The 24588-nt window shown below is 67.9% G+C and carries 16 protein-coding genes; 6 read left to right on the top strand and 10 right to left on the bottom strand.

Going from position 1 to position 24588, the window contains the following annotated elements; translation table 11 throughout:
* Window positions 1-126: 126 nt before the first annotated feature.
* From ccoS to HV766_RS21370, 3 genes are all read right to left on the bottom strand, one after another.
* The gene (ccoS, locus tag HV766_RS21380; protein WP_042794347.1) at window positions 127-288 is read right to left on the bottom strand and encodes a cbb3-type cytochrome oxidase assembly protein CcoS; all 162 of its coding nucleotides are present in this window, start codon (window positions 286-288) and stop codon (window positions 127-129) included.
* Window positions 285-1259 carry a P-type ATPase actuator domain-containing protein gene (locus tag HV766_RS21375; RefSeq protein WP_175181799.1) on the bottom strand — a complete coding sequence of 325 codons (975 nt, stop codon included), beginning with the start codon at window positions 1257-1259 and terminating at the stop codon, window positions 285-287. Before HV766_RS21375 ends, ccoS begins: the two co-directional genes overlap by 4 nt.
* A gap of 98 nt (window positions 1260-1357) precedes the next feature.
* Window positions 1358-2626, bottom strand: a complete 1269-nt coding sequence (locus HV766_RS21370; protein WP_175181798.1) for an adenosylmethionine--8-amino-7-oxononanoate transaminase — start codon at window positions 2624-2626, stop codon at window positions 1358-1360.
* A 145-nt stretch (window positions 2627-2771) separates the two neighbouring features.
* Between HV766_RS21370 and HV766_RS21365 the strand changes: the two genes are divergently transcribed.
* From HV766_RS21365 to HV766_RS21345, 5 genes are all read left to right on the top strand, one after another.
* Complete coding sequence (locus HV766_RS21365; protein ID WP_054452865.1) at window positions 2772-3959, top strand: aminotransferase class I/II-fold pyridoxal phosphate-dependent enzyme; 1188 nt, start codon at window positions 2772-2774, stop codon at window positions 3957-3959.
* A gap of 26 nt (window positions 3960-3985) precedes the next feature.
* Window positions 3986-4642 (top strand): alpha/beta fold hydrolase, encoded by a 657-nt coding sequence (locus HV766_RS21360; RefSeq protein WP_254593343.1) that lies wholly within the window; start codon window positions 3986-3988, stop codon window positions 4640-4642.
* The gene (gene bioD / locus HV766_RS21355) at window positions 4639-6075 is read left to right on the top strand and encodes a dethiobiotin synthase (RefSeq protein WP_175181796.1); all 1437 of its coding nucleotides are present in this window, start codon (window positions 4639-4641) and stop codon (window positions 6073-6075) included. Before HV766_RS21360 ends, bioD begins: the two co-directional genes overlap by 4 nt.
* A gap of 376 nt (window positions 6076-6451) precedes the next feature.
* A complete protein-coding gene (locus HV766_RS21350; RefSeq protein WP_175181795.1) occupies window positions 6452-10624 on the top strand; it encodes a hypothetical protein in 4173 nt (1390 codons plus the stop codon).
* Window positions 10625-10633: 9 nt separating this feature from the next.
* Entirely contained in the window at window positions 10634-15283 is a 4650-nt protein-coding gene (locus HV766_RS21345; protein ID WP_175181794.1) for a hypothetical protein, read from the top strand.
* Window positions 15284-15356: 73 nt separating this feature from the next.
* Here HV766_RS21345 and aceA read toward each other — a convergent pair whose 3' ends face one another.
* Window positions 15357-16676 (bottom strand): isocitrate lyase, encoded by a 1320-nt coding sequence (gene aceA, locus HV766_RS21340; RefSeq protein WP_042794353.1) that lies wholly within the window; start codon window positions 16674-16676, stop codon window positions 15357-15359.
* Window positions 16677-17000: 324 nt separating this feature from the next.
* Between aceA and queF the strand changes: the two genes are divergently transcribed.
* Window positions 17001-17825: an NADPH-dependent 7-cyano-7-deazaguanine reductase QueF gene (queF, locus tag HV766_RS21335; protein WP_054452874.1), complete on the top strand. Its 825-nt coding sequence runs from the start codon at window positions 17001-17003 to the stop codon at window positions 17823-17825.
* A gap of 15 nt (window positions 17826-17840) precedes the next feature.
* On the opposite strand, the gene HV766_RS21330 is transcribed toward queF, so the two are convergent.
* The 6 genes from HV766_RS21330 to acpS form a co-directional block, all read right to left on the bottom strand.
* Entirely contained in the window at window positions 17841-18842 is a 1002-nt protein-coding gene (locus tag HV766_RS21330; RefSeq protein WP_054452876.1) for a cytochrome-c peroxidase, read from the bottom strand.
* A gap of 111 nt (window positions 18843-18953) precedes the next feature.
* Entirely contained in the window at window positions 18954-20258 is a 1305-nt protein-coding gene (locus HV766_RS21325) for an MFS transporter (protein WP_175181793.1), read from the bottom strand.
* Between the two features lie 201 nt (window positions 20259-20459).
* Window positions 20460-21032 carry a CDP-diacylglycerol--glycerol-3-phosphate 3-phosphatidyltransferase gene (gene pgsA / locus HV766_RS21320; protein ID WP_119449989.1) on the bottom strand — a complete coding sequence of 191 codons (573 nt, stop codon included), beginning with the start codon at window positions 21030-21032 and terminating at the stop codon, window positions 20460-20462.
* A 177-nt stretch (window positions 21033-21209) separates the two neighbouring features.
* Window positions 21210-23036, bottom strand: coding sequence for an excinuclease ABC subunit UvrC (gene uvrC, locus HV766_RS21315; protein ID WP_054452880.1), 1827 nt, complete (start codon window positions 23034-23036; stop codon window positions 21210-21212).
* Entirely contained in the window at window positions 22999-24057 is a 1059-nt protein-coding gene (gene nagZ, locus HV766_RS21310) for a beta-N-acetylhexosaminidase (RefSeq protein WP_175181792.1), read from the bottom strand. Before nagZ ends, uvrC begins: the two co-directional genes overlap by 38 nt.
* Before the next feature lie 57 nt (window positions 24058-24114).
* Entirely contained in the window at window positions 24115-24546 is a 432-nt protein-coding gene (gene acpS, locus HV766_RS21305) for a holo-ACP synthase (RefSeq protein ID WP_054452884.1), read from the bottom strand.
* Between the last annotated feature and the right edge of the window lie 42 nt (window positions 24547-24588).

The following is a 24588-nucleotide window of genomic DNA, read 5'->3' as shown; positions in this document are numbered from 1 at the left end:
TAGCTCCAGGCTGCAATGATGGGACTAGTCAAACAAGGCAGCGTTGATCTGGATCAAGCATCTGGTTACACGGCGGGGAACGCGGCGCCGGCGCAACGGGTCCAGGCGCGAAATCAAGCGCGCCGCTCAGCCGCGGCTGGCGGGGCCGCTGTCGTCATCGAGCAGGATGGCGCGGCCGGCGTCATCGGTGTCGTCATACTGGCCGTTGAACACGGCCCACCACAACGACACCCCGATGGCCAGCACGAACAGCAGGGACAGGGGCAGGAGCAGATAGAGGATGGTCATTGCGCCGCTTCCAGCGCGGCGGCGGGCGCGGGCGCGCCAGCCCAGTCGCGGCGGCACAGGCGCCACGAGTTGTAGGCGACCGCCAGCGAGGACACCAGCATGGTGATCGCGGCCAGCCATGGCGTGACCCAGCCGACCAACGCCAGCGGGGTCATCAGCAGGTGCCAGACCACCGATCCGTTCAGGTTCTGGCGAGCGCGGCGGCGCGCCTCGCCCAGCAGTTCGTCCAGCGCCGCATCGGACATGTTGGGATGGGCCGCCAGCGCCGAATGGGCGGAGGCCATGGCGGTGGGCACCGCCATCGACATGGCGCAGGGACAGCTCATCACCAGGAGCGCCACCATCACCGGGATACTGTGCGCCGGATCGATGTAGGCCCAGGCGGCCGCGGCGGCCAGCGCCAGCGCGACCTGGACCATGACGAAGCGCGAGGCCAGCCGGTCGGCGCGCGCGCCCAGTTCCAGGCGCTGCACCTCCACGCGCTCGTGGCGCAAGCCGCCTGCCGCGCCGCCGAAGGACTGGCGGGCGCACAGTTCCAGGTAGCGCGCGGTCAACAGGAAGGCCACGAACATCGTGACCGAATCGAAGTAGACCTCGCCGCGCCCCGTGTAGGTGGCGTGGACGCTGGGAATGAAGGCGGCGACGATGCCCAGGGCCACCGGCACGTCCATGCCGGCGCGGCCATGGCGCAGGTTGTCGCCGGCGTGGCGCCAGATCGGCCAGGCCGAATACACTACGACCGGCACGGTCAGCGCAAAGCTGGCCCAGTTCATCAGCACGATGGCCCAGTCCAGCGTTTCCAGCGCATCGGCGGGCATGCTTTCATGCCGCAGGTAGCCGGGCCAGGCGAACATCATCACCTGCATCATCGCCAGCCACGCCAGCGACAGGCGCACGAGCGCATGGCGGCGCTGCTGGCGGTCGGCGTCGGACAGGCCGGCCGGGACGGCGAAGATCGATTTTGCTCGCATGCGCCGATGTTACTCAGCGCGTTACAAAGCCGCCTTGATCTGGATCAAGGCGGATCTGGCGGGTTTGCCCCGGCAACGCCGACCGGGCGCGATCCGGCTCAGGGACGCTGGCGGCGCAGCACGTCCACTACCGCCCGCATCAGGCTGGCGAGTTCGCCGTCGGCGATCGTCAACGCCGGCGTCAGGTAGACCACATTGCCGAACGGCCGCACCCACACGCCGGCTTCGACCAGGCGCCGCTTCAGGCCCTCGCGGTCGGCGATGCCGTCCAGTTCCACCACGCCGATCGCGCCCAGCACGCGCACGTCGCGCACCCAGGGCAGCTCGCGGCACGGTTCCAGGCCGGCCGTCAGGCTCGCGGAGATCGCTTGCGCCTGGGCCAGCCGCGGTTCGGTCTCAAAGAGATCCAGCGAGGCGTTGGCTGCGGCGCAGGCCAGCGCATTGCCCATGAAGGTGGGGCCGTGCATCAGCGCGTGCGAAGGATCGTCGGACCAGAACGCCTCGAATACCCGGCTGCTGGCCACCGTGGCGGCCAGCGGCAGGGTGCCTCCGGTCAGCGCCTTGGACAAGGTCACGATGTCCGGCCGGATGCCGGCCTGCTCGAAGGCGAACATGGAGCCAGTGCGGCCGAAGCCGGTGAAGATCTCGTCGAAGATCAGCAGCAGGCCGTGCCGGTCGGCCAAACGGCGCAGACGGCGCAGTACTTCCGGGTCGTGCAGCAGCATGCCGCCCGCGCCCTGAACCAGCGGCTCGACCAGGATGCCGGCCAGCCGCGAGCCATGGGATTCCAGGTGGGCCTCCAGCGCAACCAGCTCCGCTTCGCCGCGCGGCAGGTCGACGATGTCGTGTTCGGCCAGCATGCCGCGGTACAGGCTGTGCATGCCCTCGTCAGGATCGCACACCGCCATGGTGCCGAAGGTGTCGCCGTGATAGCCGCCGCGGAACGCCAGGAAACGGCTGCGGCCGCGTTCGCCCTGGTTGAGCCAGAACTGCAACGCCATCTTCATGGCGACTTCCACCGCCACCGAGCCGGAATCGGTATAGAAGACGCGGTCCAGTCCCGGCCCCAGCATGCCGGCCAGGCGGCGGGCCAGGGTCAGTGCGGGTTCATGGGTCAGTCCGCCGAACATGACGTGCGGCATGGCGTCCAGCTGCGCGCGCACCGCCTGGGCGATGTGCGGGTGGTTGTAGCCGTGGCAGGCCGTCCACCAGGACGCGACGCCGTCGATCAGGCTGCGGCCGTCGGCCAGCTCAAGCCGGCTGCCATGGCTGCGCACCACGGGCAGCGGCGGCGTGGCCGTCTTCATTTGGGCATAGGGTAGCCAGATATGGGGCTGGCCCTGGGCCAACCAGTCGGGCGTGTGCATGATTCACCTCTCGATACCGGCGGCGCGAGCCGGGTCCGCCCGGCGCATCCGGCCGGAACGGGGGCAGCGTCCGCCTCCACTACAATGGCCCGCATTCTACGGCCTGGCGCGGCCTCCCCCTGCCCGGCCGCTGCCGGAAATATAGATGTCCAAGCTGGATCCGCTTTTCTCCTCCGAGCTGGCGCGCGCGGAAGCGCGCCGCGTGCGCCGCCGCCTGCGCACGGCCTCCGCCGCCGCCCCGGGACGCCTCGTCCTCGAGGGCGAGCCGGTCCTGAACTTCTCCAGCAACGATTACCTCGGCCTGTCGCGGCATCCGCTGCTGGTCGAGCGGTCGCGCGAATGGGCAGCCCGCCACGGCGCGGGCGCCCAGGCGTCGCGCCTGGTGACCGGCAACCTGGACCTGCACGAACAGGTGGAAGCCAAGCTGGCCCGGCTGAAAGGCACCGAAGCCGCGCTGCTGCTGGCCTCGGGCTGGCAGGCCAACGCCGCCGTGCTGCCCGCCCTGCTGCGCGCGGCCGCCAGCCAGGGCGAGGTCGAGCTGTATGCCGACAAGCTCAACCACGCCAGCCTGCACCATGGCTGCCAGGCGGCGGGCGTGAAGCAGATCCGCTTCCGGCACAACGACCTGGACCATCTGGAAAGCCTGCTGGCCGCCAGGGCGGACAGCGCGGCCGGCCAGCCCGTATCGCGATTCATCGTCACCGAAAGCGTGTTCAGCATGGACGGCGACCGGACCGACGTGGAACGGCTGGCAACCCTGGCCGACCGCTACCGCGCCTTCGTCTACCTGGACGAAGCGCACGCCACCGGCGTGCTGGGCCCCCGCGGCATGGGGCTGGCAGGGCTGGCGCCCGGCCGCATCGACCTGGCCATGGGCACGTTCAGCAAGGCGCTGGGCGGATTCGGCGCCTACGTCGCCGGTTCGCGCGCGCTGTGCGACTACCTGGTCAACGCCTGCTCGGGCTTCATCTACACGACGGCGCTGCCGCCCGCGGTGCTGGGCGCCATGGACGCGGCACTGGACCTGGTGCCCACGCTGGACGCCGAACGCGCCCGCCTGGCGGCCGCGGGCGACAACCTGCGCGCCGCGCTGCGCGGCATGGGGCTGGACACGGGGGCATCCTCCACCCAGATCGTGCCGGCCATCGTGGGTGACGAAGCCCGCGCCCTGGCGCTGGCCTCGGGACTGGAACAGCGCGGCTTGCTGGCCGTGGCGATCCGCCCGCCCACCGTCCCCGCCGGCACCAGCCGCCTGCGCGTCACGCTGAGCGCCGCGCACCGCGACGTGGACGTGGCGCGGCTGATCGACGGTTTCGCCGCCGCGCTGGCGTGATGGCCGCCGTTCCCATGCAAGCCGGCATGCCCCGTCCCACCCTGCTGTTCGTACACGGCTGGGCCTTCGACGCCTCGGTCTGGACGCCGCTGCGCGCCGAACTCGCAGACTGGCCGCAAGCCGCCTTCGACGCGGGCTACTTCGGGCCGGCGCAGGAGCCTGCCATGGCCGGCCCGGTGATCGCCATCGGCCATTCGCTGGGCGTGTTGCGCCTGTTGCGCGAACTGCCGCAAGACTGCCTCGGCCTGGTGTCGATCAACGGCTTCGCCCGCTTTTCCGCCGGCCCCGGCTTCGAGGCCGGCGTGGCGCCGCGCGTGCTGGATCGCATGTCCAGGCGCCTGTCCTCCGACCCCGCGGCGGTGCTGGGCGACTTCCGCCAGCGCTGCGGCGACGCGACCGATTTCAGCGAGCCGCAGCTGGCGCCGCTGGCGCGCGACCTGCAGGACCTGCGCGACGAAGACCGGCGCGAGGCCCTGGCGGCGCTGCCCGTGCCGCTGTTGGTCCTGGCTGGCGCGGACGACCTCATCGTGCCCCCGGCCATGACGCAGGCAGTTTTTGCCGGCAAGGCCGACACGGAGATCCATGAGCGGGCTGGCGGCGGCCACCTGCTGCCGGCGTCGGATGCGCCCTGGTGCGCGGAGCGGATCCGCGCCTTCGTTGCCAGACTGGCGCACGCCGCATGACGCAAGCTCCCCGCAACGCTGGCGTCGGCGCGCGCTTTGGCGCCGCCGCCCCCGCCTATGAAAACCACGCGTCCGTCCAGCGGCTGGCAGCCGAGCGGCTGGCCGGCGATATCGCGCTGCTGCCCCTGCCATCCCGCCCGCGCATCCTGGAGATCGGCTGCGGCACCGGCCTGCTGACCCAGGCGCTGGCGCGCCGCATCGGTCCCGCCGACTGGACCGTCACCGACATCGCTGCCGGCATGCTCGCGGCCGCGCAGCGCGGCCCCGCATTGCCAGGCCAGGCCCGCTATCAATTGCTGGACGGCGAGCACCCCGCTGGGCTCGAAGGCGGCTACGACCTGATCTGCTCCAGCCTGGCGGTGCAATGGTTTTCCGACCTGAATGCCGGGCTGGGCCGGCTGGCCGCGTTGCTCGCCCCGGGCGGCTGCCTGGCCGTGGCGACGCTGGCGAACGGCACATTCCAGGAATGGCAGGCCGCCCATGCTGCGGCAGGGCTTGCCGCCGCCACGCCGCGTTACCCGGCCGCCGCCTCCATCCATCCGGACAGGGGCAATCTGGCGGGTGACGTGCGCAGCGAACGGCTGATACAAAATCATCCTGACGGGCTGCATTTCCTGCGCGCCCTGAAAGGCATAGGCGCCACCACGCCCGCTCCAGGACGCGCGCCGCTGAGCGCGGCGCAACTGCGGCGGGTGCTGGCGGCGTTTGACGAACAAGGAGCCGGGGTGACCTATCACCTGGCCTACGGTATGTGGAAAAAATCGAACCAGTCCCCCGCCGGCGTTTTCGTGACCGGCACTGATACCGGCATCGGCAAGACCCTGGTGTCCGCGATCCTGGCGCGCGCCTGGAACGCCGACTACTGGAAGCCCGTACAGACGGGCGTGGCGGAAGAACCCGGCGACACCGAGACCGTGGCGCAACTGGCCGGGCTGCCGCCCGAACGCCTGCACCTGCCCGCCTACGTGCTGCAGGCGCCGCTGTCGCCCTGGGCCGCGGCCACGCTGGAAGACACCATCGTCGACGCCACCAGCATCGTCCCGCCGGCCACGCAGGCGCCGCTGATCGTGGAAGGCGCGGGCGGCCTCTACGTGCCGATCGACGACACCCACATGATGATCGACCTGATCGCCAGGCTGGATATGCCGGTGGTGCTGGCCGCCCGCAGCGGACTGGGCACCATCAACCACACCCTGCTCAGCCTGGAGGCCCTCAAGCGCCGCGGCATTCCGGTTCTGGGCGTGATCATGAGCGGACCGCTTTCGGCGGGCAACAAGGAAGCCATCGAGCGCTTTGGCGACGTCCGCGTGCTGGCCGAGATTCCGCCCTTGGCCCGGGTCGACGCGCAAACCGTCCAGGCCCTGGCCAGCGCCATTCCTCCGCTGGCGGAATGCCTGCAGGCGCTGGGCGGTGCGCCCGCGGTCGCCAGTTGAGATCCTGGCGCGGCCGCGGATGGCGTAATTTCCGGGGCCGTAGCCGTTACGCATTCGTACAAAATAAATTCCGCTGACGGCCACCCGTCCCCCACACGGACAGGTACCGCCGCAGCACTTCGCGTGGCTGAGGATGGTGGCAAAAGTCTCATGCAAAGCATGAACTTCCCCCGCGTAAGCATGCCTCTCCTACATCTTTCAGCCACATCCGGATTCTCAAGCCGGCGCGGCCGCGGCGACGGCGGCCGCATGCTCGTGCGTTGTTGACTACTAACGCAACACAACGATAATTTTCGCCACATTGGCAGTTCGATTCGCAGGTAGCTGGACGTGCAGGATTTCGTTCCTGGGTTTCCTTATTTGCAGGAGAACTGGCATGGTCACCAGAAGGCTGAACATTCCTGTTTTGGCCCCCAATCCCAACCGTAATTTCTTCGACGGCACCCGCCCCGGCCATGCCGTGCTGCGCCCGGCCGATCTGCTGGCCTTGCGGCTGGAGCTGCGCAACCTGACGGTCACGCCGGGCCAACCTCCTCGCCTGAAAAAGGCTGGCGACGGGGCCGCCGCGCTCATCGTCCACTTCCCGCCGCAGTCGATCAGCGAAGAGACGTTCTTCGAACGTCCGCCTCCCGGCACTGCCAACCAGCCGCCGCCCCGTCCTACGCCGGGCAAGCCGGAACCAGGCGGCGTGGAAGATCCCACCGGTCCGCCGGTGCGCGCTCGCATCGCCGGCGAATCGCGGCTGGCCTTTGACGTTCCCGACGGCTTCGACGTGCCCTACACGCTGGAAGGCGTGCTGGCCGCGATGGAGTCGCTGCCGTTGACCGTGGCCGCCAATGCGCGCCCGCCCGGGCCCAGCGCGCCGCGCCTGAACCTGCGCGATCTGTTCGACACCCGCATCGACAAGCTCTCGCCGGTGCAACGCGCCGCGCTATCGAGCTTCGCGCTGCGCAGCGCACGCATCGCCACGCAGCAGAACGCGCCCGGTGCGCTGTTGCTGCGGCAGGCCGGCGGCGCGCCAGGCCTGCGCGCATTGCGCCTGGGCGGCGGCGCGCCGGTCCGTGAGGTTCAGCGCACCAGCGCCCTGATCGAAATCCTCAGGCGCGGCCCCAAACCCGCGCTGCCCGCCGCGCAGCAGACGGCGATAGAACTGCCGTGGCGGCTGATCCTCAGCCCGCATGCGGACGAACGCTGGCGCCACGCCAAGGCGCCAGCGACTTCCGCCGCCACGCAGCACACCGAGCTCTGGCATACCCAGCTGCTGGCCGCGCAGCCGGAGAACAGCGCAACGGCGCCGCAGGCGGACGATCCCAAGCCGACCCTGCGCGCCATCTGGGCGCTGGGCGGCGAAGGCACGACCAAGCCCATGCAGGCAGCGTTTCCCGTGCCGGCGACGACCTATCTGCCGCAACCGAACACCTCGCCCTTCCGCATGCCGATGGACGATTTCGACCGGTTCCAGATCGCGCACCTGTCGTCGAATTTTTCCGTCGCCAACTACACGCCGCAGCCGGTGGACGCCAAGCTGCTGATGCTGTCCGCGCTGGGCGCCTGGCTGGACTCGCGCGGCAACTGGGACGCGCCCGGGCTGTCGCTGGAAGAATGGACGCATCGCGGCGCCATGGGCCGCGACCACTACGTCCGCGTGGTCTACAAGGGCCTGCTGTTCCCCTTCGGCCACCGCGCTTCGCTGGTGAAGGTCAGCGAACGCAAGTTCCATACGGCCAGGGCGGGTAACCCGGCCTACCTGCGCCAACGCCTGTTCATCATCGTGCGCCAGCGCGAACGCGTGTATGCCGATCCGCAGCTGCAGGCGCGGGACGACTCGGGGAACATGATCTTCCTGCATCGGCAGATGCCATTCTCCAGCGTGCGCATCCTGACCACCGTCACGCCAAGTTTGGATGCCCCTACCTCCCAGGCCAGCAACATCGATGGCCTGGGACAATTGCTGTTCTGGCCGTGCATAGGCGGAACCCCCTTCCGCTTCGCCTGTTCGGCCACCGACATCGATGGCCGCATCGTGCAGTTCGACCTGCCCATGATCTTCATGGACGGCGGCCATGCCTGCCCGCGCAAGCTCAGCGGCCAATGGCTGACGCCGGACTACGTGAACGCGGAGATTTTCGCGAAGCAGACGCGCAAGGCCTGGCGCGATGCCGAATCCGGCCGCCGCACCGCGCAGTTCAAGCAGCAGCGCGTCACGTTCGCCTCCCCGCTCAAGCCCGGCGATACCGCCGCGCAAGCGGAGACGATCGAGTTCGACGGTTTGGTCGATCCGGGCAATACCCAGCTGCGCGCCTACAGCGACTCCTTGAACGGCCCGCTGTTCTATCCCGGCATCAAGCGCGCCGAGATCCGCATCGCCGCGCTGGCTGAACTGACCGGCAGCGACAGCAACAGCGTGCTGAGCTGGAACGACCATTACCTCCGGTTCGGATTCGATTCCGGCAACGTCGGCCAGGTCTTCGGCAACATAGACGCCGAGCCCGGCTATCGCGGCGACGCGGTGCTGAACTTCTCCGCGCAGGGCGACCGCGCGGGCGGCTTCGTCCAGCCGAATCTGCGCCCCACGGCGCTGTCGCGCATGGCGGGTCCGGTCAGCGGCAAGGTCTCGGACTTCGTCGCCGGCAAGATGAGCGGCCCGGATATCTTCCCCAAGGTCATGTCCTCGGACCTGCCCTTTCCGCTGCTGTTCGGCTGCATACCGCTGGGCGACGTGATTGAAGCGGTGTCCAACGCCGCCGGCACGCCGGAGCGGGTGCCGCGCTTCGTATCGGAAGCCTGCTCCCAGCTGGAAAGCCTGGTCAACGAAATGGGCCGGCTCTACGCCCTGGTGGCGGACCTGGCGCAGCAACCAGGCCGCATCGCCGAGGCCGCGTTGCAGGTGTTGAAAGACACCTTGCAGGATCTGCTCGGCCAGGCGCAGGCCTACGCGCAGAACCTGGTGCAGGACGCAAAGGCCCGCGTCAACGATCTGATCGCCGCGCTGGACGCCGTGCGCGCGCAGGTCGCGCTGCTGGCCGGACTGTCCTTCGACGCCGCGCCCGCGCTGCCGGGATTGCCCGCCGTGCTCACCGCCGCGCGCGATGCCGCGCGGGCGTTGAGCACCGCGGCGGACGCGCAGGTGAACGGCGCGCACTTGCCTGATGGCCTGCGGCAATCGCTGCGCCAGGCCGCCAACACCGCCCAGACGCTCCTGGACAGCGTCGGCGTCGTGCCGGCGCTGCTGGTGCAGGGCAAGGCGCTGTACGACGCGCTCGACGCGGTTGTGGGCCACCCCGACCAGCTGGACGACCTGTTCGCCGACGCCGCGACGCTCAGGCCGCGTCTGCAGGCCATCACGGCCGCGGTCGATCCGCTGTCCGGCACCATAGGTGGCGCACGCCTGCTGGAAGGCGCGCCGCGCCAGATCGCGCAGACAGCGCTGCAGGCGGTCAAGCTGGCGGTCGATGCGGTGCTGGCCAGCGCGGAGCTGCTGGAACTGCTGACCGGCGATGAGCTCACCCTCCGCTTCGACTGGAATCCGGTGATCAAGAGCTGGTCGATCAAGCCTGGCGACCCGCCGCTGTTCCGCGTCAACGATACGCATGGCTTTCGCGTGGCGGTGGAAGCGCGTGTGCGCAAGAACGGGCAGAGCGCGCCCAAGATGTCGGTGGTCTGCTCGCTGAAGGACTTCGACCTGGTCCTGATCGCGCCTGCCAGCTTCATGGAGCTGAACTTCGAGAAGATCGAGTTCCGCATCGACACGGCCGCGAAGATGGACGTGGACGTGCTGCTGACAGACATCAAGTTCGTGGGCCCGCTGTCCTTCGTCGAAACGCTGCGCGACCTGATCCCGCTGGACGGATTCTCCGATCCGCCTTATCTGGATATCTCGGCCAAGGGCGTGGACGCCGGTTTCGACCTGGCGCTGCCGGCCGTCGCCATCGGCGTCTTCAATCTGTCCAACCTCAGTCTGGGCGCGGGCTTCACCGTGCCCTTCATCGGCCAGCCCCTGTCCGTGCGCTTCAATTTCTGCACGCGCGAACAGCCTTTCAACCTGTCGGTATGCATGTTCGGCGGCGGCGGGTTTTTCGGCATCACCCTGGATCCCAGCGGCATCCAGCTGATGGAAGCGGCCTTCGAGTTCGGCGCCAGCGTGTCGGTGAATCTGGGCGTGGCCTCCGGCGGCGTGCACGTCATGGCCGGCATCTACTTCCGCATGGAAAAGAACGCCTGCTCGCTGGCCGGCTACTTCCGCATGGGCGGCTGCGTCAGCGTGCTCGGCATCGTCAGCATTTCCATCGAGATCTACCTGGAACTGCGCTACGAGTTCGAAAGCGGCAAATGCGCGGGGCGCGCCACCATCACCGTCGAGATCGAAGTCTTCATGTTCTCGATGAGCGTGTCGCTGTCATGCGAACGCAAGTTCGCCGGGTCCAATGGCGACCCCGGCTTCCGCGACCTGATGGGGCCGCATCCCGACCTGCCGCTGGCGCAGGAACTGGCGCAGATCGACGACAGCAGCGAGTACGCCTGGCGCGAATACGCCGAAGCCTTTGCCTGAGGAACGTCCATGGCCAAGCAAACGATAGTCTGGACCGCGATCCCCAACGGCCGCGTGCCCGCCGGCCCCGACGCCGGCCGGCTGCGCATCTCCATCGTGGCCTCGCCGCGCCTGACGCCGCAGGCCGTCAACGAGCAGCAGTTGCACGCGTTCGCCGACTGGGTCAACTGGCCGCGCACGCTGGAGCGCGTGCGCTTTGCGCTGAACACCGGCGCGGCGGAGATCGAACTGGAGCCGCAGGCGCAGGCCGACGCGGCGCTCTGGGAACGGCTGCTGCCCAAGACCACGCCGGTCGCCGGCTTCGTGTTCCGCGACATGAGCAAGGTCAACCTGTTCTCGTATTCGGTGGCGGGTGTGCTGGGCCTGGCGCGCAAGCACTACGGCAGGCTGGCGGTGCAGGCCACCGGCACGCCGCCCACCCTGCTGCCCTGGCGCGACGCGCATCCGGGCCTGAAGGACATGCTGGGCGACTGCGGCACGCGCACGACCTTCATCTCGCTGGGCGACCGGCGCGTCGAAATGCCGCTGCCTGGCTTCGACCGCTTCTTCGACGACGGCGGCGACGGCGCCGAGCGCGTGCTGCGCTCGCAGGTCTACGGCCCGCACAGCGTCTACGAAGGCCACGCCGCCGCGCCGGGCGTGAACGCCGAAGGCAATCCCCAGCCCGGGGTGAGCTTTCCGCTGCGCGCCCTACCCACCCGCTGGAACGACGGCGGGCTCGCCGGCCCCGACCAGAACCTGATGAAGCTATGGAACTCACAGGCCGAGTACACCCTGTTCCAGGCCAACCGCTTCTATCGCCGCGATCCGCCCACGGCGCAACAGCGCAGCATCCGGCGGCCGGACGGCGAGAACGTACCCGCGCCGCCCGTCCAGCCGGAAATGGATTTCCACGCCATCGTGGCGTCCTACGGCGATTACCCGGCGCTGCTGCGCCAGCTCGGACTGGTCATTGATTGCCTGGTCCCGGCGGGCTCGGCCTTGGAGCAGCAGTTGGCGGCGGCGCCCACCGCGCAGGGCTATTTCTTCCTGACCCTGCGGTGGGAGGACGGGCACGACGCCGGCGATGACGCCTGCCCTGCCACCGCTTGGACGGGCGACGCGGAACGCTTCACCACGCGTCCGCGAAACCCCGCCGACCATGAGCGCGGCATGCTGAAGCTGCGCCGCGCCGACGACAGCTGGAACCTGTACGAACCCCGCACGCCGTTCGACGTCTACCAGGTCGACGCCGACGGCGCGGCGCTCAAGACTGTGGACTTCGTGCTCAGCGCACAAAATCTGATCGCCAGGAGCCTGGCGCTGGGCGCCGACGGCGCGGTGACCTACACCACCGGCGACAAACAGGGCGTGGCCGCGCTGCGCTCGGGCGGCCTGGGCGTGGCGCGGCGCGGCCGCGCCTGGGAAGTGGCGCAGAACGCGGCGGCCGCGGCCCTGAAGAATGCCGCCCTGTCGGGCGCGCCGGGCAGCATCGTGCTCTATGCCGAGGATCTGCTGCGCGGCTATCGCGTGGATGCGCAAGCGCAGGCTCCAGGCGATTCCCCGAAATGGCGCTCGTTGTGCCAGCGCGCCGGCACCTACCGCTGCACGGACGGCGGCGCGCCGCTGCAATTTCCTGATGACGAGGGCTATGTGAAAGGCGCCTCCACCAGCGGCGGTGAGAATCCGGACGACCAATACCTGCATGAATCCCTGTTCCGCTGGACTGGCTGGAGCCTGGTGGCGCCGCGTCCGGGACGCACCCTGCGCGACCGCGTGGATCCGGACAGCGGCGTGCAGGGCGAAACGCCGGAAGACGTGCAGGACACGGCCACGGAAAAAGGCAACGGCCTGGCGGTCAGCTTCGCGGCGGCCAAGGGCAGCCTGCCGCGCCTGCGCTTCGGCATGCCCTACCGCTTCCGCGCGCGCCTGGTGGACCTGGCCGGCAACAGCCTGGCGCATGACGATCCATCGCTTGAGCGCGACGACAACGCCACCCAGCCGGTCGTCTACTGGCGCTTCGAACCGGTGGATCCGCCCGCACTGGTGCAGCGCGCCCGCCTCAGCGAAGGCGAATCGCTGGAACGCATGGTGATCCGCAGCAATACCGGCATGGACCCGGCGGCCTACCTCGACAGCCCCGATTTCAAGGCTGCACGCCAGGAGGACGCATCCAAGGACTACGCGTATACCGCCATCAATGAACGCCACGTGGTGCCGCCCAAGGCCTCGCAGCTGCAATGCGAAACACACGGCCTGTTCGACGGCATGATGGGCAACCCCGCCAACATCAAGCAGGCCTATGAAATCTCGGCCCGCGACGCGGGCACGCTCTACGACCAGGGGCCAGGCACGGACATAGAACTCGTGACGCCGCAGGCGTTGGACCAGGTCGCCACCACCGCACAGGTGCCGCCGAAAGAGCCCTCGCCCGAGCACCCCACCGGCGAGCGCCTGGCCGCCGGGCAATATGTCATCCACCGCGAAGCCCAGGTGCTCACGCCCTATTTGCCGGACCCCGCTGCGGGCGGCATCGCGCTGCGCGCCCAGCCCGGCCATGCCCTGCCCGGCGTCACGGGACCGAAGGTGCTGGGACCCAGCGCGGTGATCGCGCTGACGCCCGCGCAAGAACTTGTGCTGCTGGTGGCGCATGCGTCCAAGTGGCCGGACACGCTGGGCTTGCGCATCGTACTGGAAGAGCGCCGCGCCACCCTGGCCGATCCGCCCTGCTCGGAGGATTTCCTCGACGACGGACTCCCAAGCTGGGACGAAGCCAAGCGGGTCCTGACCTTCTACCTGCCCAAAGGGCGCATTGCCCGCTTGCGCTATTCCAGTTTTGTGAATCCCGGCCTGGCCAACACCTTCGGCATCCCCGCCTGGGCGAGCAACGAAGGCGAGCGCGCGACGCTGCGCCTGTCGTCCGTGCTGGGCGGCTGCTGGATGGTCACGCCGTACCGCTCGCTGGTGCTGGTCCATGCGACCCAGCAGCCGATCTGCGAGCCCCTGCTGCTGATGGCCGAGGAACCGCAGCGCGGACCTGGCGATGCCCATGCAAACCTGTATGCCCGCGTGCGGTTGCACGGCCCCACCACCGGCAAGGTCGAGATCGAGGCCGACTGGCACGAATGGGTGGATGACCTGCAGAAGCCGCGTCCGGAACGCCAGGCCGGCCATGGCGTGCTGGCGGAGGTTCCCTTGTCCGAGAACTACGCAAACCTCTTCACCCTGAGCAATGCGGTGAAGGAACAACTGAACGCGGACGGCAAGCTGCGCGCGCGCGGCGACCGCCATGAATTCGGCGACACCCGCTTTCGCCTCATCCGCTACCGCCTGCGCGCGGCCACGCGGTTCCGCGAATACCTGCCGCCCTCGCTGTACGCGCAGACGGACAAGGTCACGCGGCTGGGGCCCGTTGCCGACGGCCCGCTGGTGGAAACAGGAGCGGACGATGACCCGGGCGCTCCGGTGCTCAGGCGCGACGGCACGGCGCAGAACACCATCGTGCGCGCCAGCGCGCCGCCGGACGCCCCCGTCCTGACCTACGTCGTGCCGACCTTCCGCTGGGAGGAAACGGCGAGCAACGGCAAGCTGGACGTGACGCGACTCGGCAACGGCCTGCGGGTCTGGCTGGAGCGGCCCTGGTTCTCCTCCGGCGACGGCGAGCTGCTGGGCGTGGTGATCGCGGGCGACGGCCAGAACTTCACCGACATCACCAACCCGCTGACGCCGTTGGTGACGCAATGGGGCATGGATCCGCTCTGGGAGACGCCCCCGCCCAAGCACAAGGCGCGCGTGTCGGACTTCTCGGCGCGCGTCACCGACGAGCAGGTCTATCTGCAGGAAATCCCGGCCCAGCTGGTCCACGTGGTCGGACACCGCGTGCGCTGGAGCGAGGAACGCGCGCGCTGGTATTGCGACATCGAGCTCGATCCCGGCCGGACCTACATGCCCTTCGTGCGCCTGGCGCTGGCGCGCTATCAGCCCAACGCCATCGGTTCGGCCAAGCTGTCGCGGGTGGTGCAGGCCGAGTTCTCCCAGGTGCTGCCGCGCCGCCGCGCGGTGTTCGAGGTCAAGCGCGGCCGGCTGGCGTTCAGCCTGCGCGGCGTGGTGCCCAAGCATGGGCCCATGAAGTTCCCGCTGGACTCCGAGTACCTGAACATCTCCTTCATCCCTGGCATAGGCCAGACCGCCGAAAGCGGCCGCAACCGCGTAGAGCTGGTGCTGCAGACGCGCGACCCGGCGCTGGACAGCGACCTGGCCTGGAGCGACGCCGCCGTGCTGGCGTCGGGCCTGCTGGACCCGTCCGGGCCGGCGCCCCAGCCGCCCGGCCCGATACCTGGCCCCATACTGATAGACCGCATGCGCGAACTGCCCATCCTGGAAACCGCCACGCCCGCGACGCTGGCCGATCTATCGCGCCTGGGCAACGTGGCGGTCGGCCCGGTGGTGCGTTTTCCGCCGGTACTGGAGGGGCCTCTGCTGGGCGAACTGCTGGACCCGGTCATCTGGTCCGCCAGCGTCACGCTGCCCGACCGCGGCGGCAAGCCCGCGCGCATCGCGGTGCGCGAGTATGAACGCTATTACACCGACAACGCCGTGCCCGAACGGCGCGCCGGCGCCATCCAGCAGCGTCGCGTGGTGGAGGAAAGGCTGGTGTATTCGGCGTTCTTCGGGCTCTAAAAAAAAGGGTGCCCGAAGGCACCCGAATCCACCCTACAACAGCAACTACAACTGCATAACTCTCCTGCGGTGCTTACGCGGCCTTCTGTTCCTTGCCGTGTTCGAACTGCGCTTCCTCCGTCGAACCGGTCAGCGCGGTGGTCGAGGACTGGCCGCCTTCGATGGTCTGCGTCACGGCGTCGAAGTAGCCGGTGCCGACCTCGCGCTGGTGCTTCACGGCGGTGAAGCCCATTTCAGCGGCGGCGAACTCCTTCTGCTGCAGTTCGACGAAGGCGCTCATCTGGCGGCGGGCGTAGCCGTGGGCCAGTTCGAACATGCCGTAGTTCAGCGCGTGGAAGCCGGCCAGCGTGATGAACTGGAACTTGTAGCCCATGGCGCCCAGCTCGCGCTGGAACTTGGCGATGGTGCCGTCGTCCAGGTTCTTCTTCCAGTTGAACGAGGGCGAGCAGTTGTAGGCCAGCAGCTTGCCCGGGAACTGGCGATGGATGGCCTCGGCGAACTTGCGGGCGTATTCCAGGTTGGGCGTGGACGTTTCGCACCAGATCAGGTCGGCGTACGGCGCATAGGCCAGGCCGCGCGAGATGGCCTGGTCGATGCCGGCCTTGGTGCGGAAGAAGCCTTCGACGGTGCGCTCGCCGGTGATGAAGGGACGGTCGTTCTCGTCGACGTCGCTGGTCACCAGGTCGGCCGCGTCAGCGTCGGTGCGGGCCAGCAGCACGGTGGGCGTGCCCATCGTGTCGGCCGCCAGGCGCGCCGACACCAGCTTGGCGACGGCCTCGCGGGTCGGGACCAGCACCTTGCCGCCCATGTGGCCGCACTTCTTGACCGAAGCCAGCTGGTCTTCGAAGTGCACGCCCGAAGCACCGGCCTCGATCATCGCCTTCATCAGTTCGAACGCATTCAGCACGCCGCCGAAGCCGGCTTCGGCGTCCGCCACGATCGGGGCGAAGAAATCGATGTAGCCTTCGTCGCCCGGATTCTTGCCTTCCATCCACTGGATCTGGTCGCAGCGGGTCAGCGAATTGTTGATGCGGCGGACCACTTGCGGCACCGAATTGGCGGGGTACAGCGACTGGTCGGGATACATCTCGCCGGCCAGGTTGGCGTCGCCGGCAACTTGCCAGCCGGACAGGTAGATCGCCTTCAAGCCGGCCTTGACCTGCTGCATGGCCTGGTTGCCGGTCAGGGCGCCCAGCGAATTCACGAAAGGCTCGCTATGCAGCAATTCCCACAGGCGGGTGGCGCCGCGGCGCGCCAGCGTGTGTTCCACGCCGATGGAGCCGCGCAGGCGGATGACGTCCTCGGCGCTGTAGTCGCGCTTGATGCCTTGCCAACGGGCGTTTTCAGCCCAGTCCTTCTGCAGATTGCGGATTTCGGTTTCGCGGTTGCTCATGTTGATGCTCCTGGTCAGTGATGGGAAGACTTCAAAAGATTCGCGTCCTGCGTTGCGTGAATCGTTGGACAAAGTCTATGCCTCTGCTGCGGAGCAATGTGGACTGATGTCTTATAGAAGACGAAAAATATTATTCTTATAAATCAACTAATTGCAAACTTGATTTCGTATTGCGGAACGCAATTATCATCTGTGAAATGGGCTCCCGCTGCTGCGCAGCAGTGGCTTTCACATGACGAAGGTTACATTTCACAATGTGGAAAATCGGCCTTTTTTTCGACCGCCTACAATGCGTTCATTCTTCAAGTTTCCGATGACTCCGCTATGACGCTGTCCCACGGCCCGCTGGGCCAGAGCGTGGCCTACGCCTCGCAATACGACCCCTCCCTACTCTTCCCCATCGCGCGTTCGCACAATCGCGCGGCGCTGAACCTGGAAGCCGGCAAGCTGCCCTTTACCGGCGTGGACCTGTGGAATGCCTATGAGCTGTCCTGGCTGGACGCCAAGGGCAAGCCGCGCGTGGCCATGGCCACCTTCTCGGTGCCGGCCGACAGCCCCAACATCATCGAGTCCAAGTCCTTCAAGCTCTATCTGAACTCGTTCAACCAGACCCGCCTGGTCAATTCGGCCGCCCTGCGCGGTCGCCTGGAGCGCGACCTGAGCGCCGCCGCCGGCGCGCCGGTGGGGCTGGATTTCTTCCTGCCGCAGCGCTTCTCCGAATTGCAGATGGGCGAAATGGATGGCGTCTATATAGACAAGCTGGATATCGAAATCGATACCTACGAGCCCGCCCCCGAAGTGCTGCGCACCCGCGCGGGCGACGTGGTCGAGGAAACGCTGGCGTCGCGCCTGTTGAAATCGAACTGCCCCGTCACGGGCCAGCCCGACTGGGCCAGCGTGCAGATCCGCTACCGTGGCGCGCCCATAGACCGCGAGTCGCTGCTGCGCTACGTGATCTCGTTCCGCCAGCATGCGGAATTCCACGAGCATTGCGTGGAACGCATCTTCAGCGACATCATGCAGGCCTGCCGGCCGGAGCAACTGACGGTCTACGCGCGCTATACGCGCCGCGGCGGGCTGGACATCAACCCCTGGCGCAGCAATTTCGAAGCCGGGCCGCCGGCGGACGTGCGTACCGTCCGCCAGTAGGCGCCGGAAACCGCGTTACTTCACAAAAGGCTCGGGCCGCGGCGTATCGTCCGCCGACGGCGGCAACACCGGGTACTGGATCGCCGGCTGATCGCCCGTCAGGGTCTTCAGGAACGCCACGATCTGCGCGTTCTCGTCGGGCGTGAAGGTCCGGCCCAGCTGCAACCGGCCCATCACGTCCACGGCCTGCGTCAAGGTAGCTGCCTCGCCATCATGGAAGTACGGATAGGTCAGCGCCACGTTGCGCAGCGTCGGCACCTTGAAGTTGAAGCGGTCGGCGTCCTTGCCCGTCACCGCCGCGCGGCCCTCGGCCTTGTTCTCGGTAACGTAGGGCGTGACCAGGCCCATCTTCTGGAACGAATTGCCGCCCACCGCCACGCCGTTGTGGCAGGCCACGCAGCCGCTGTTCTTGAAGAGTTCGTAGCCGGCCAGCTCGCGCACCGTCAGCGCCTTCTGGTCGCCGCGCAGCCACTGGTCGAAGCGCGAATTAGGCGTCACCAGCGTTTCCTCGAACGCGGCCAGGGCGCCGGTGACCTCGTCGATGGTGATGTCGTCTTTGCCGAAGACCTGCTTGAATTCCGCCCGGTAGCCGGGAATGGAATTCAGCACCTGCACCGCTAGTTCGTGAGTGGACGCCATCTCCATGGGATTGGCGATGGGGCCGCCCGCCTGCTCGCGCAAGTCCTTGGCCCGGCCGTCCCAGAACTGGGCGATGTTCAGGCTGGAGTTGAGCACCGTCGGCGAATTGATCGAGCCCTGCTGCCACTTGTGCCCGATCGAGGCCTTGAGATTGTCCGAACCGCCCATGCCCAGGTTGTGGCAGGAATTACAGGAAATCGCGCCGGAACGGGACAGGCGCGGATCGAAGAAGAGCTTTTTGCCCAGTTCGACCTTGGCCGGCTCCTTGATGACCGCCGGCTCCACCGGCTGTATCGGTTCCTGCGAAGCCGCCTGGGCCAGACCCATCCAACTGCCCAAGGCGACCCCGGCCGCCAGCAACGCGCTTGCCCTTCTCATTTCGCTTCTCCTGTGAATAACCTTTATCCCATAAAGGTCATTACATCAGAGGGAAACGGGTCGAACCTTGCGCCGGGTCAAACCGCCGGGCCCGTGCAGGGCCCGCCATGATCAGGAACGCACAGCCGCCGAAGCCGCAGCGGCGGGTTCCGCACGCCGCGCCTGCACCGCGATCCATTGCGCCAGGAAGGCGGCGGCAGCGAATGCGACGCCCGCGCCCACCCAGGGACCCTGCCGCAGCCCGGCGTCCAGCAGCAGGCCGAAGGCCAGCGGCCCCAGGGCCGAGCCCACGTCCATGCCGGAGTACACCAGTCCGTAGACCGAGCCGGTGGAACCCTTGGGCGTGACGCGGCGGATCAACATGTCGCGCGACGGCGCCGCGACGCCGGAGCAGAAGCCCGCCAGGGCCACCACCGGTGCGGCCATCACAGCCGGCACCAAACCCAGCGCCAGCACCACCAGCGTCAGGCCCGCCAGGATCAGGGCCACCATCACGGTGCGTTCGGTACGCGGATTGGCCGACACCAGAAAGCCGCCCGCGGCCATGCCGACGGCCGAAGCCACCATGTAGCCGGACAGCGCCGAACTGGCCGCGACCTTGGACAGGTCATACAGCTGGCCCAGCAAGGGGATGGTGTAGTTCTGCACCGACGACAGCGCAATGGAGGTGCAGGCGAAGAACAGGAACGCGCCCCACAGCGCCGGCTTGGACAAGAGCGTGGTCAGCGTCGTCAGCACGCTTTCCTGCGGCTTTGCCGCGGGCTTGGGAGCGGCCTTGCCGGCTTCCACGTCCGCGTGGCCTTCCAGCGGCGACGGGCCGCCGATCAGATCGCGACCCAGAATCGTCAACAACAGCACCAAGGCCACCAGCCCGGCGGCGCTATAGGCCGCTACGCGCCAGTCTGCGAGCAAGGTGATGCTGGTCATGAAAACCGGGGTAAGCGCCCAGCCCAGATTGCCCGTCAGCCCGTGCGTGGAGAAGGCATGTCCCAGGCGCGGCGCGGAAATGCGATGGTTGATGATGGAATAGTCGGCCGGGTGGAAAACCGAATTGCCGATGCCGCCCACCACAGCCGCCGCCACCAGCATGGCGTAGCCGTTGGCCGATCCGATCAGCACGCCGGACAACACGAAGCACGCCAGCCCGAACCACAGCACCGGCCGCGCGCCGATGCGGTCCACCACGAAGCCCGAGGACGCCTGGCCGATGCCGGAAACCACATAGAACGTGGACACCAGCAGCCCAAGGCGGGCAAAGTCCAGGCCGAACTCGTTGCCCAGCGAGACATAGAGCGAGGGCAGGACCAGTTGGAAGAAGTGGGAGGAAGCGTGGGCGACCCCGATCAGCAGAATGATCTTCCAGTCGCGCCGGCGGGCGGCGGCGTCCAGGGCCAGGGTATTCGCAGCGGTGTTCATTGCAGGCGGCCGCGGTCAGCGGCAGGTGGCGCGGCGCCGATGCGGCGGTGCGCGGGTTGTCTCCGGCAACGTCCGGATGTTCCGGGCGTTGGACTCTAGGCGCCGTCCCGGACACGCCGGCGGATCGCTCTTGGTATGTAAGGGCGGCCGCCTTGCGCGAGCCGTGCCGCCGCTCTGTCAAACAAAAATACGGACTCTGGACTACATGGCCTTTTCGCGGATGGCGGGCCACGCGCGCTGCAGGTAATACAGCATCGACCACACCGTCAGCACCGCCGCCACGATGATCAGCACATCGCCCAGCAGGCGCGAGCTGACGCCGTAGATCGGCTGGTTGTACAGCAGGCACGGAATCGCCACCATTTGCGCGGCCGTCTTGAACTTGCCCAGCCGGTGCACCGCCACGCTGGCGCTGGCGCCGATCTTGGCCATCCATTCGCGCAGCGCGGAAATCGTGATTTCACGGCCGATGATGATCAGGGAAATAAAGGCGTCGACGCGGCTGAGGTCCAGCAGGACGATCAGGGCCGCGCAGACCATCAGCTTGTCGGCGACCGGATCCAGGAAGGCCCCGAACGCCGAGGTCTGGTTCCAGCGGCGGGCCAGCCAGCCATCGAACCAGTCGGTCAGCGCCGCAATAATGAAAGCCCAGGCGGCGAAAGTGTCGCGCACAGGGACCGACATCCAGCTTTCGGGCAGGTAGAACAGCCCGACCACCAGCGGAATCATGGCGATGCGCAGCCATGTCAGGATAATGGGTACATTAATTGGCATAGTGTCCGTATGCTAACAGTAAGACGCCCCCCCGAAGCGCCGGAGGCGCTTCCCCCCCAGGGGGGCGCCGCTGCGGACCGGCGGAGCCGGATCCGCGCGGCCCGGCGGGCGCTACGCCGGTTGCTGCGTCTGTAACCGAGCAGAGGGTGAGTAACCGCCGGCATTTATGCATGGCGGCTACCGCAGGGCTTCATAGATGCGGATCGCCAGGTCTTGGGAGATGCCGTCGACCGAGGCCAGGTCTTCGATGCTGGCCGAAGCCACGCCCGAGAAGCCGCCGAAACGGGCCAGCAGGCGCTGGCGGCGGCGGGCGCCGATGCCTTCGATTTCTTCCAGGCGAGAAACGTTGCGGGCCTTGGCGCGGCGGGCGCGCATGCCGGTGATGGCGAAGCGGTGCGCCTCGTCGCGCACTTGGGCGATCAGCATCAGCGCGGCGGATTCGCCGCCCAGCGCCACCGGCGGGCGGGCGTCGGCGAACACCAGGGTCTCCAGGCCGACCTTGCGCCCTTCCCCCTTGGCCACGCCTACCAACGTCTGGATATCCAGGCCCAGTTCCACGAACACCTGGCGGGCGACTTCCACCTGGCCCTTGCCGCCGTCGATCAGAACCAGGCCGGGCATGGGCGCCTCGCCGTCCGCCACCTTGGCGAAGCGGCGGCTCAGTACCTGGCGCATCGCGGCGTAATCGTCGCCCGGCGTGATGCCGGCGATGTTGTAGCGGCGGTACAGCGACGGCTGCATGTCGTGGTGTTCGAACACCACGCAGGACGCCTGGGTTGCTTCGCCCGCCGTGTGGCTGATGTCGAAGCATTCGATGCGCAACGCGTCGAGCGCGGCTTCGTCCGTGTCCAGGTCCAGCGCCTCGGCCAACGCCAGTGTCCGGGCGGCGCGGGCGCCGGACTCGGTCAAGGCGCGGGCCAAGGCCATTTCGGCGTTCTTGGCCGCCTGCTCCAGCCAGGCGCGGCGCGCGCCTTGCGGACGCGTCAGCACCCGCGACGGGCGTCCGCCCGCCTGTTCCACCAACAGGCCGATCAGGTCAGGATCCGGCAAGGCGTGCGAACAGACCAGCACCGGCGGCATGGCATTGTCGGTGTAGTGCTGGGCCACGAAGGCTTCCAGCACCTGCGGCGCGGCCTCGCCCTCGGCATGCGTGGGAAAGAACGGCTTGTCGCCCAGATGGCGGCCGCCCCGCACCATGGCCAGATTGACGCAGACCTTGCCGCCCGCGATCGCCACCGCAATGATGTCGGTGTCCTCGCCGCTGACGTTTTCCATGGTCTGCTGGTGCAATACGCGCGCCAGCGACCCCATCTGGTCGCGCAGCGCCGCCGCTTCCTCGAAGCGCAGTTCGCTGGCCGCCTGCTGCATCCGGCTTTCGATTTCGCCCATCACCTCCTTGGCTTCCCCGTTGAGGAAGCGCACGGCGCGCTGCACGTCGCGCTCGTAGTCGGCGGCTTCGATCGCGCCGACGCAGGGCGCCGAGCAGCGCCCGATCTGATGCAGCAGACAGGGTCGCGAACGGTTGGCGAAGACCGAGTCCTCACAGGTCCGCAGGCGGAATACCTTCTGCAGGATCTGGATGGTCTCGCGCACGGCCCAGGCATTGGGGAACGGCCCGAAGTACTGGCCGCGCTTGTTGGTAGCGCCGCGGTAATAGGCAATGCGCGGCCATTCGTGGCCGGTGATCAGCAGGTAGGGATAAGACTTGTCGTCGCGGAACAGGATGTTGTAGCGCGGCTTCAGGGTCTTGATGAGGTTGTTTTCGAGGATCAGCGCTTCCGCTTCGGAGCGCGTCACCGTCACCTCCAGCCGCGCCACCTTCGCCACCATCTGGGCGATGCGGGGGCTGGCCAGGTTTTTCTGGAAATACGACGAGACGCGCTTCTTCAGGTCGCGCGCCTTGCCGACATACATGACCTCTCCGGCCGCATCCAGATGCCGGTACACGCCCGGCAGATGCGGCAGGTCAGCCAGGAACGATTTGAGATTGAAGTCGTCGGGCATTCTGATAACGGCTTTCAGCCTGCAAGGTATCCCAGTCCGGCGCGTCAAAGCGCGGCATCAGGCGGCGGATGCGCGCCACGGACTCGGGCGCGTGCTCGAACTTCAGGCGTTCGAGCAATTCGTCCGCCAGGTCCGGCCGGTTGCACACCAGCACCATATCGCAGCCGGCGCCCAGCGCCGCGTTGGCGCGGTCCAGGATGTCGCCCGCGACCGAGGCCCCTTCCATGGTCAGGTCGTCCGAGAACACCACTCCATCGTAGCCCAGGCGGGTGCGCAGGATGTCCTGCACCCAGCGCTTGGAGAAGCCGGCCGGGTGCTTGTCGACCTTGGGATAGATCACGTGCGCAGGCATCACCGACGGCAGCACTGCATCGCCCAGCCAGGCGTACGGCGCGGCATCGTCCTGCAGGATCTTGTCCAGCGGACGCGGGTCCACCGGGATCTCGTGGTGCGAATCCGCCTCCACGAAACCATGGCCGGGGAAATGCTTGCCGCAGGCCGACATGCCCGCCAGCTGCAAGCCCTGGATCAGCGCGCGCGACAGCATCGTGACCACGCGCGGGTCTTGGTGGAAGGCGCGGGTGCCGATCACCTTGCTGACGCCGTAGTCCAGGTCCAGCACCGGCGTGAAGCTCATGTCCACGCCGCAGGCGCGCAGCTCGGCGGCCAGCACGTAGCCGGCTTCGGTCGCAAGGCGCATGGCCTGCAGCGGATCGCGGTCCCACAACGCGCCCAGGTCGCGCATGGCGGGAAGCGCCGTGAAGCCGTCGTCGCGGAAGCGCTGCACACGGCCGCCTTCGTGGTCCACCAGGATCAAGAGCGGCTCCTTGCGGGCCTTGTGGATCTGGCGCGTCAGCTCGGTCAGTTGCTTGCGGCTTTCGAAGTTGCGCGCAAACAGGATCACGCCGCCCACCAGCGGATGGCGCAGGCGCTTCTTCTCCGCCTTCGTCAGCGAGTATCCCGCCACATCGACCATCACGGGGCCGGGCGGCAGGACCGCCCTGGATTTCTTCTTGGCCATGTCAGGCTGTCCTTCTGTCTAAGTCTGGCAAGCCGGCGGCGGACACGAGTCCGCCGATCAGGGCTTGCGTTCGACCACCACGTAAGCGGCGGCCATGTCGGATTCGTCGGTAATGGAAACGTGGGCCGCACCAAAGCGCTGCTCGTACCATTGCAGCAGTTCGGGCGCGATCACCAGCACGGGACGCCCGCCGGGCGCATTCAGCGTCTGCACGCGCCGCCACGTCATGGGCATGCGCATGCCCAGGCCTATGGCCTTGGAAAACGCCTCCTTGGCCGCGAAGCGCGTAGCCAGGAAACGCAGGCCGCGCACCGGGTCGCGGGCGCGGCGCGCGTGGAACTTCTGCAGTTCTTCGACGCCCAGGATCTTTTCGGCAAAACGGTCGCCGTGGCGCGCCAGCGCGCGCTCGATGCGGTCGATGCGCAGCAGGTCCATGCCGATGCCGGCAATGGCGCCTGCGGGCGCAGCGGGGCGGGAAGCGTCAGACATGGGAATCAGCGCGCGGCCGCAGGAAAAAACGGGATAACGGGC

The sequence above is a fragment of the Achromobacter aegrifaciens genome, assembly GCF_902859735.1.
GTDB classification, from domain to species: domain Bacteria; phylum Pseudomonadota; class Gammaproteobacteria; order Burkholderiales; family Burkholderiaceae_B; genus Achromobacter; species Achromobacter aegrifaciens.
The sequence above is the reverse complement of the archived record's forward strand: the minus strand, read 5'-3'. Positions and strand labels throughout refer to the sequence as shown.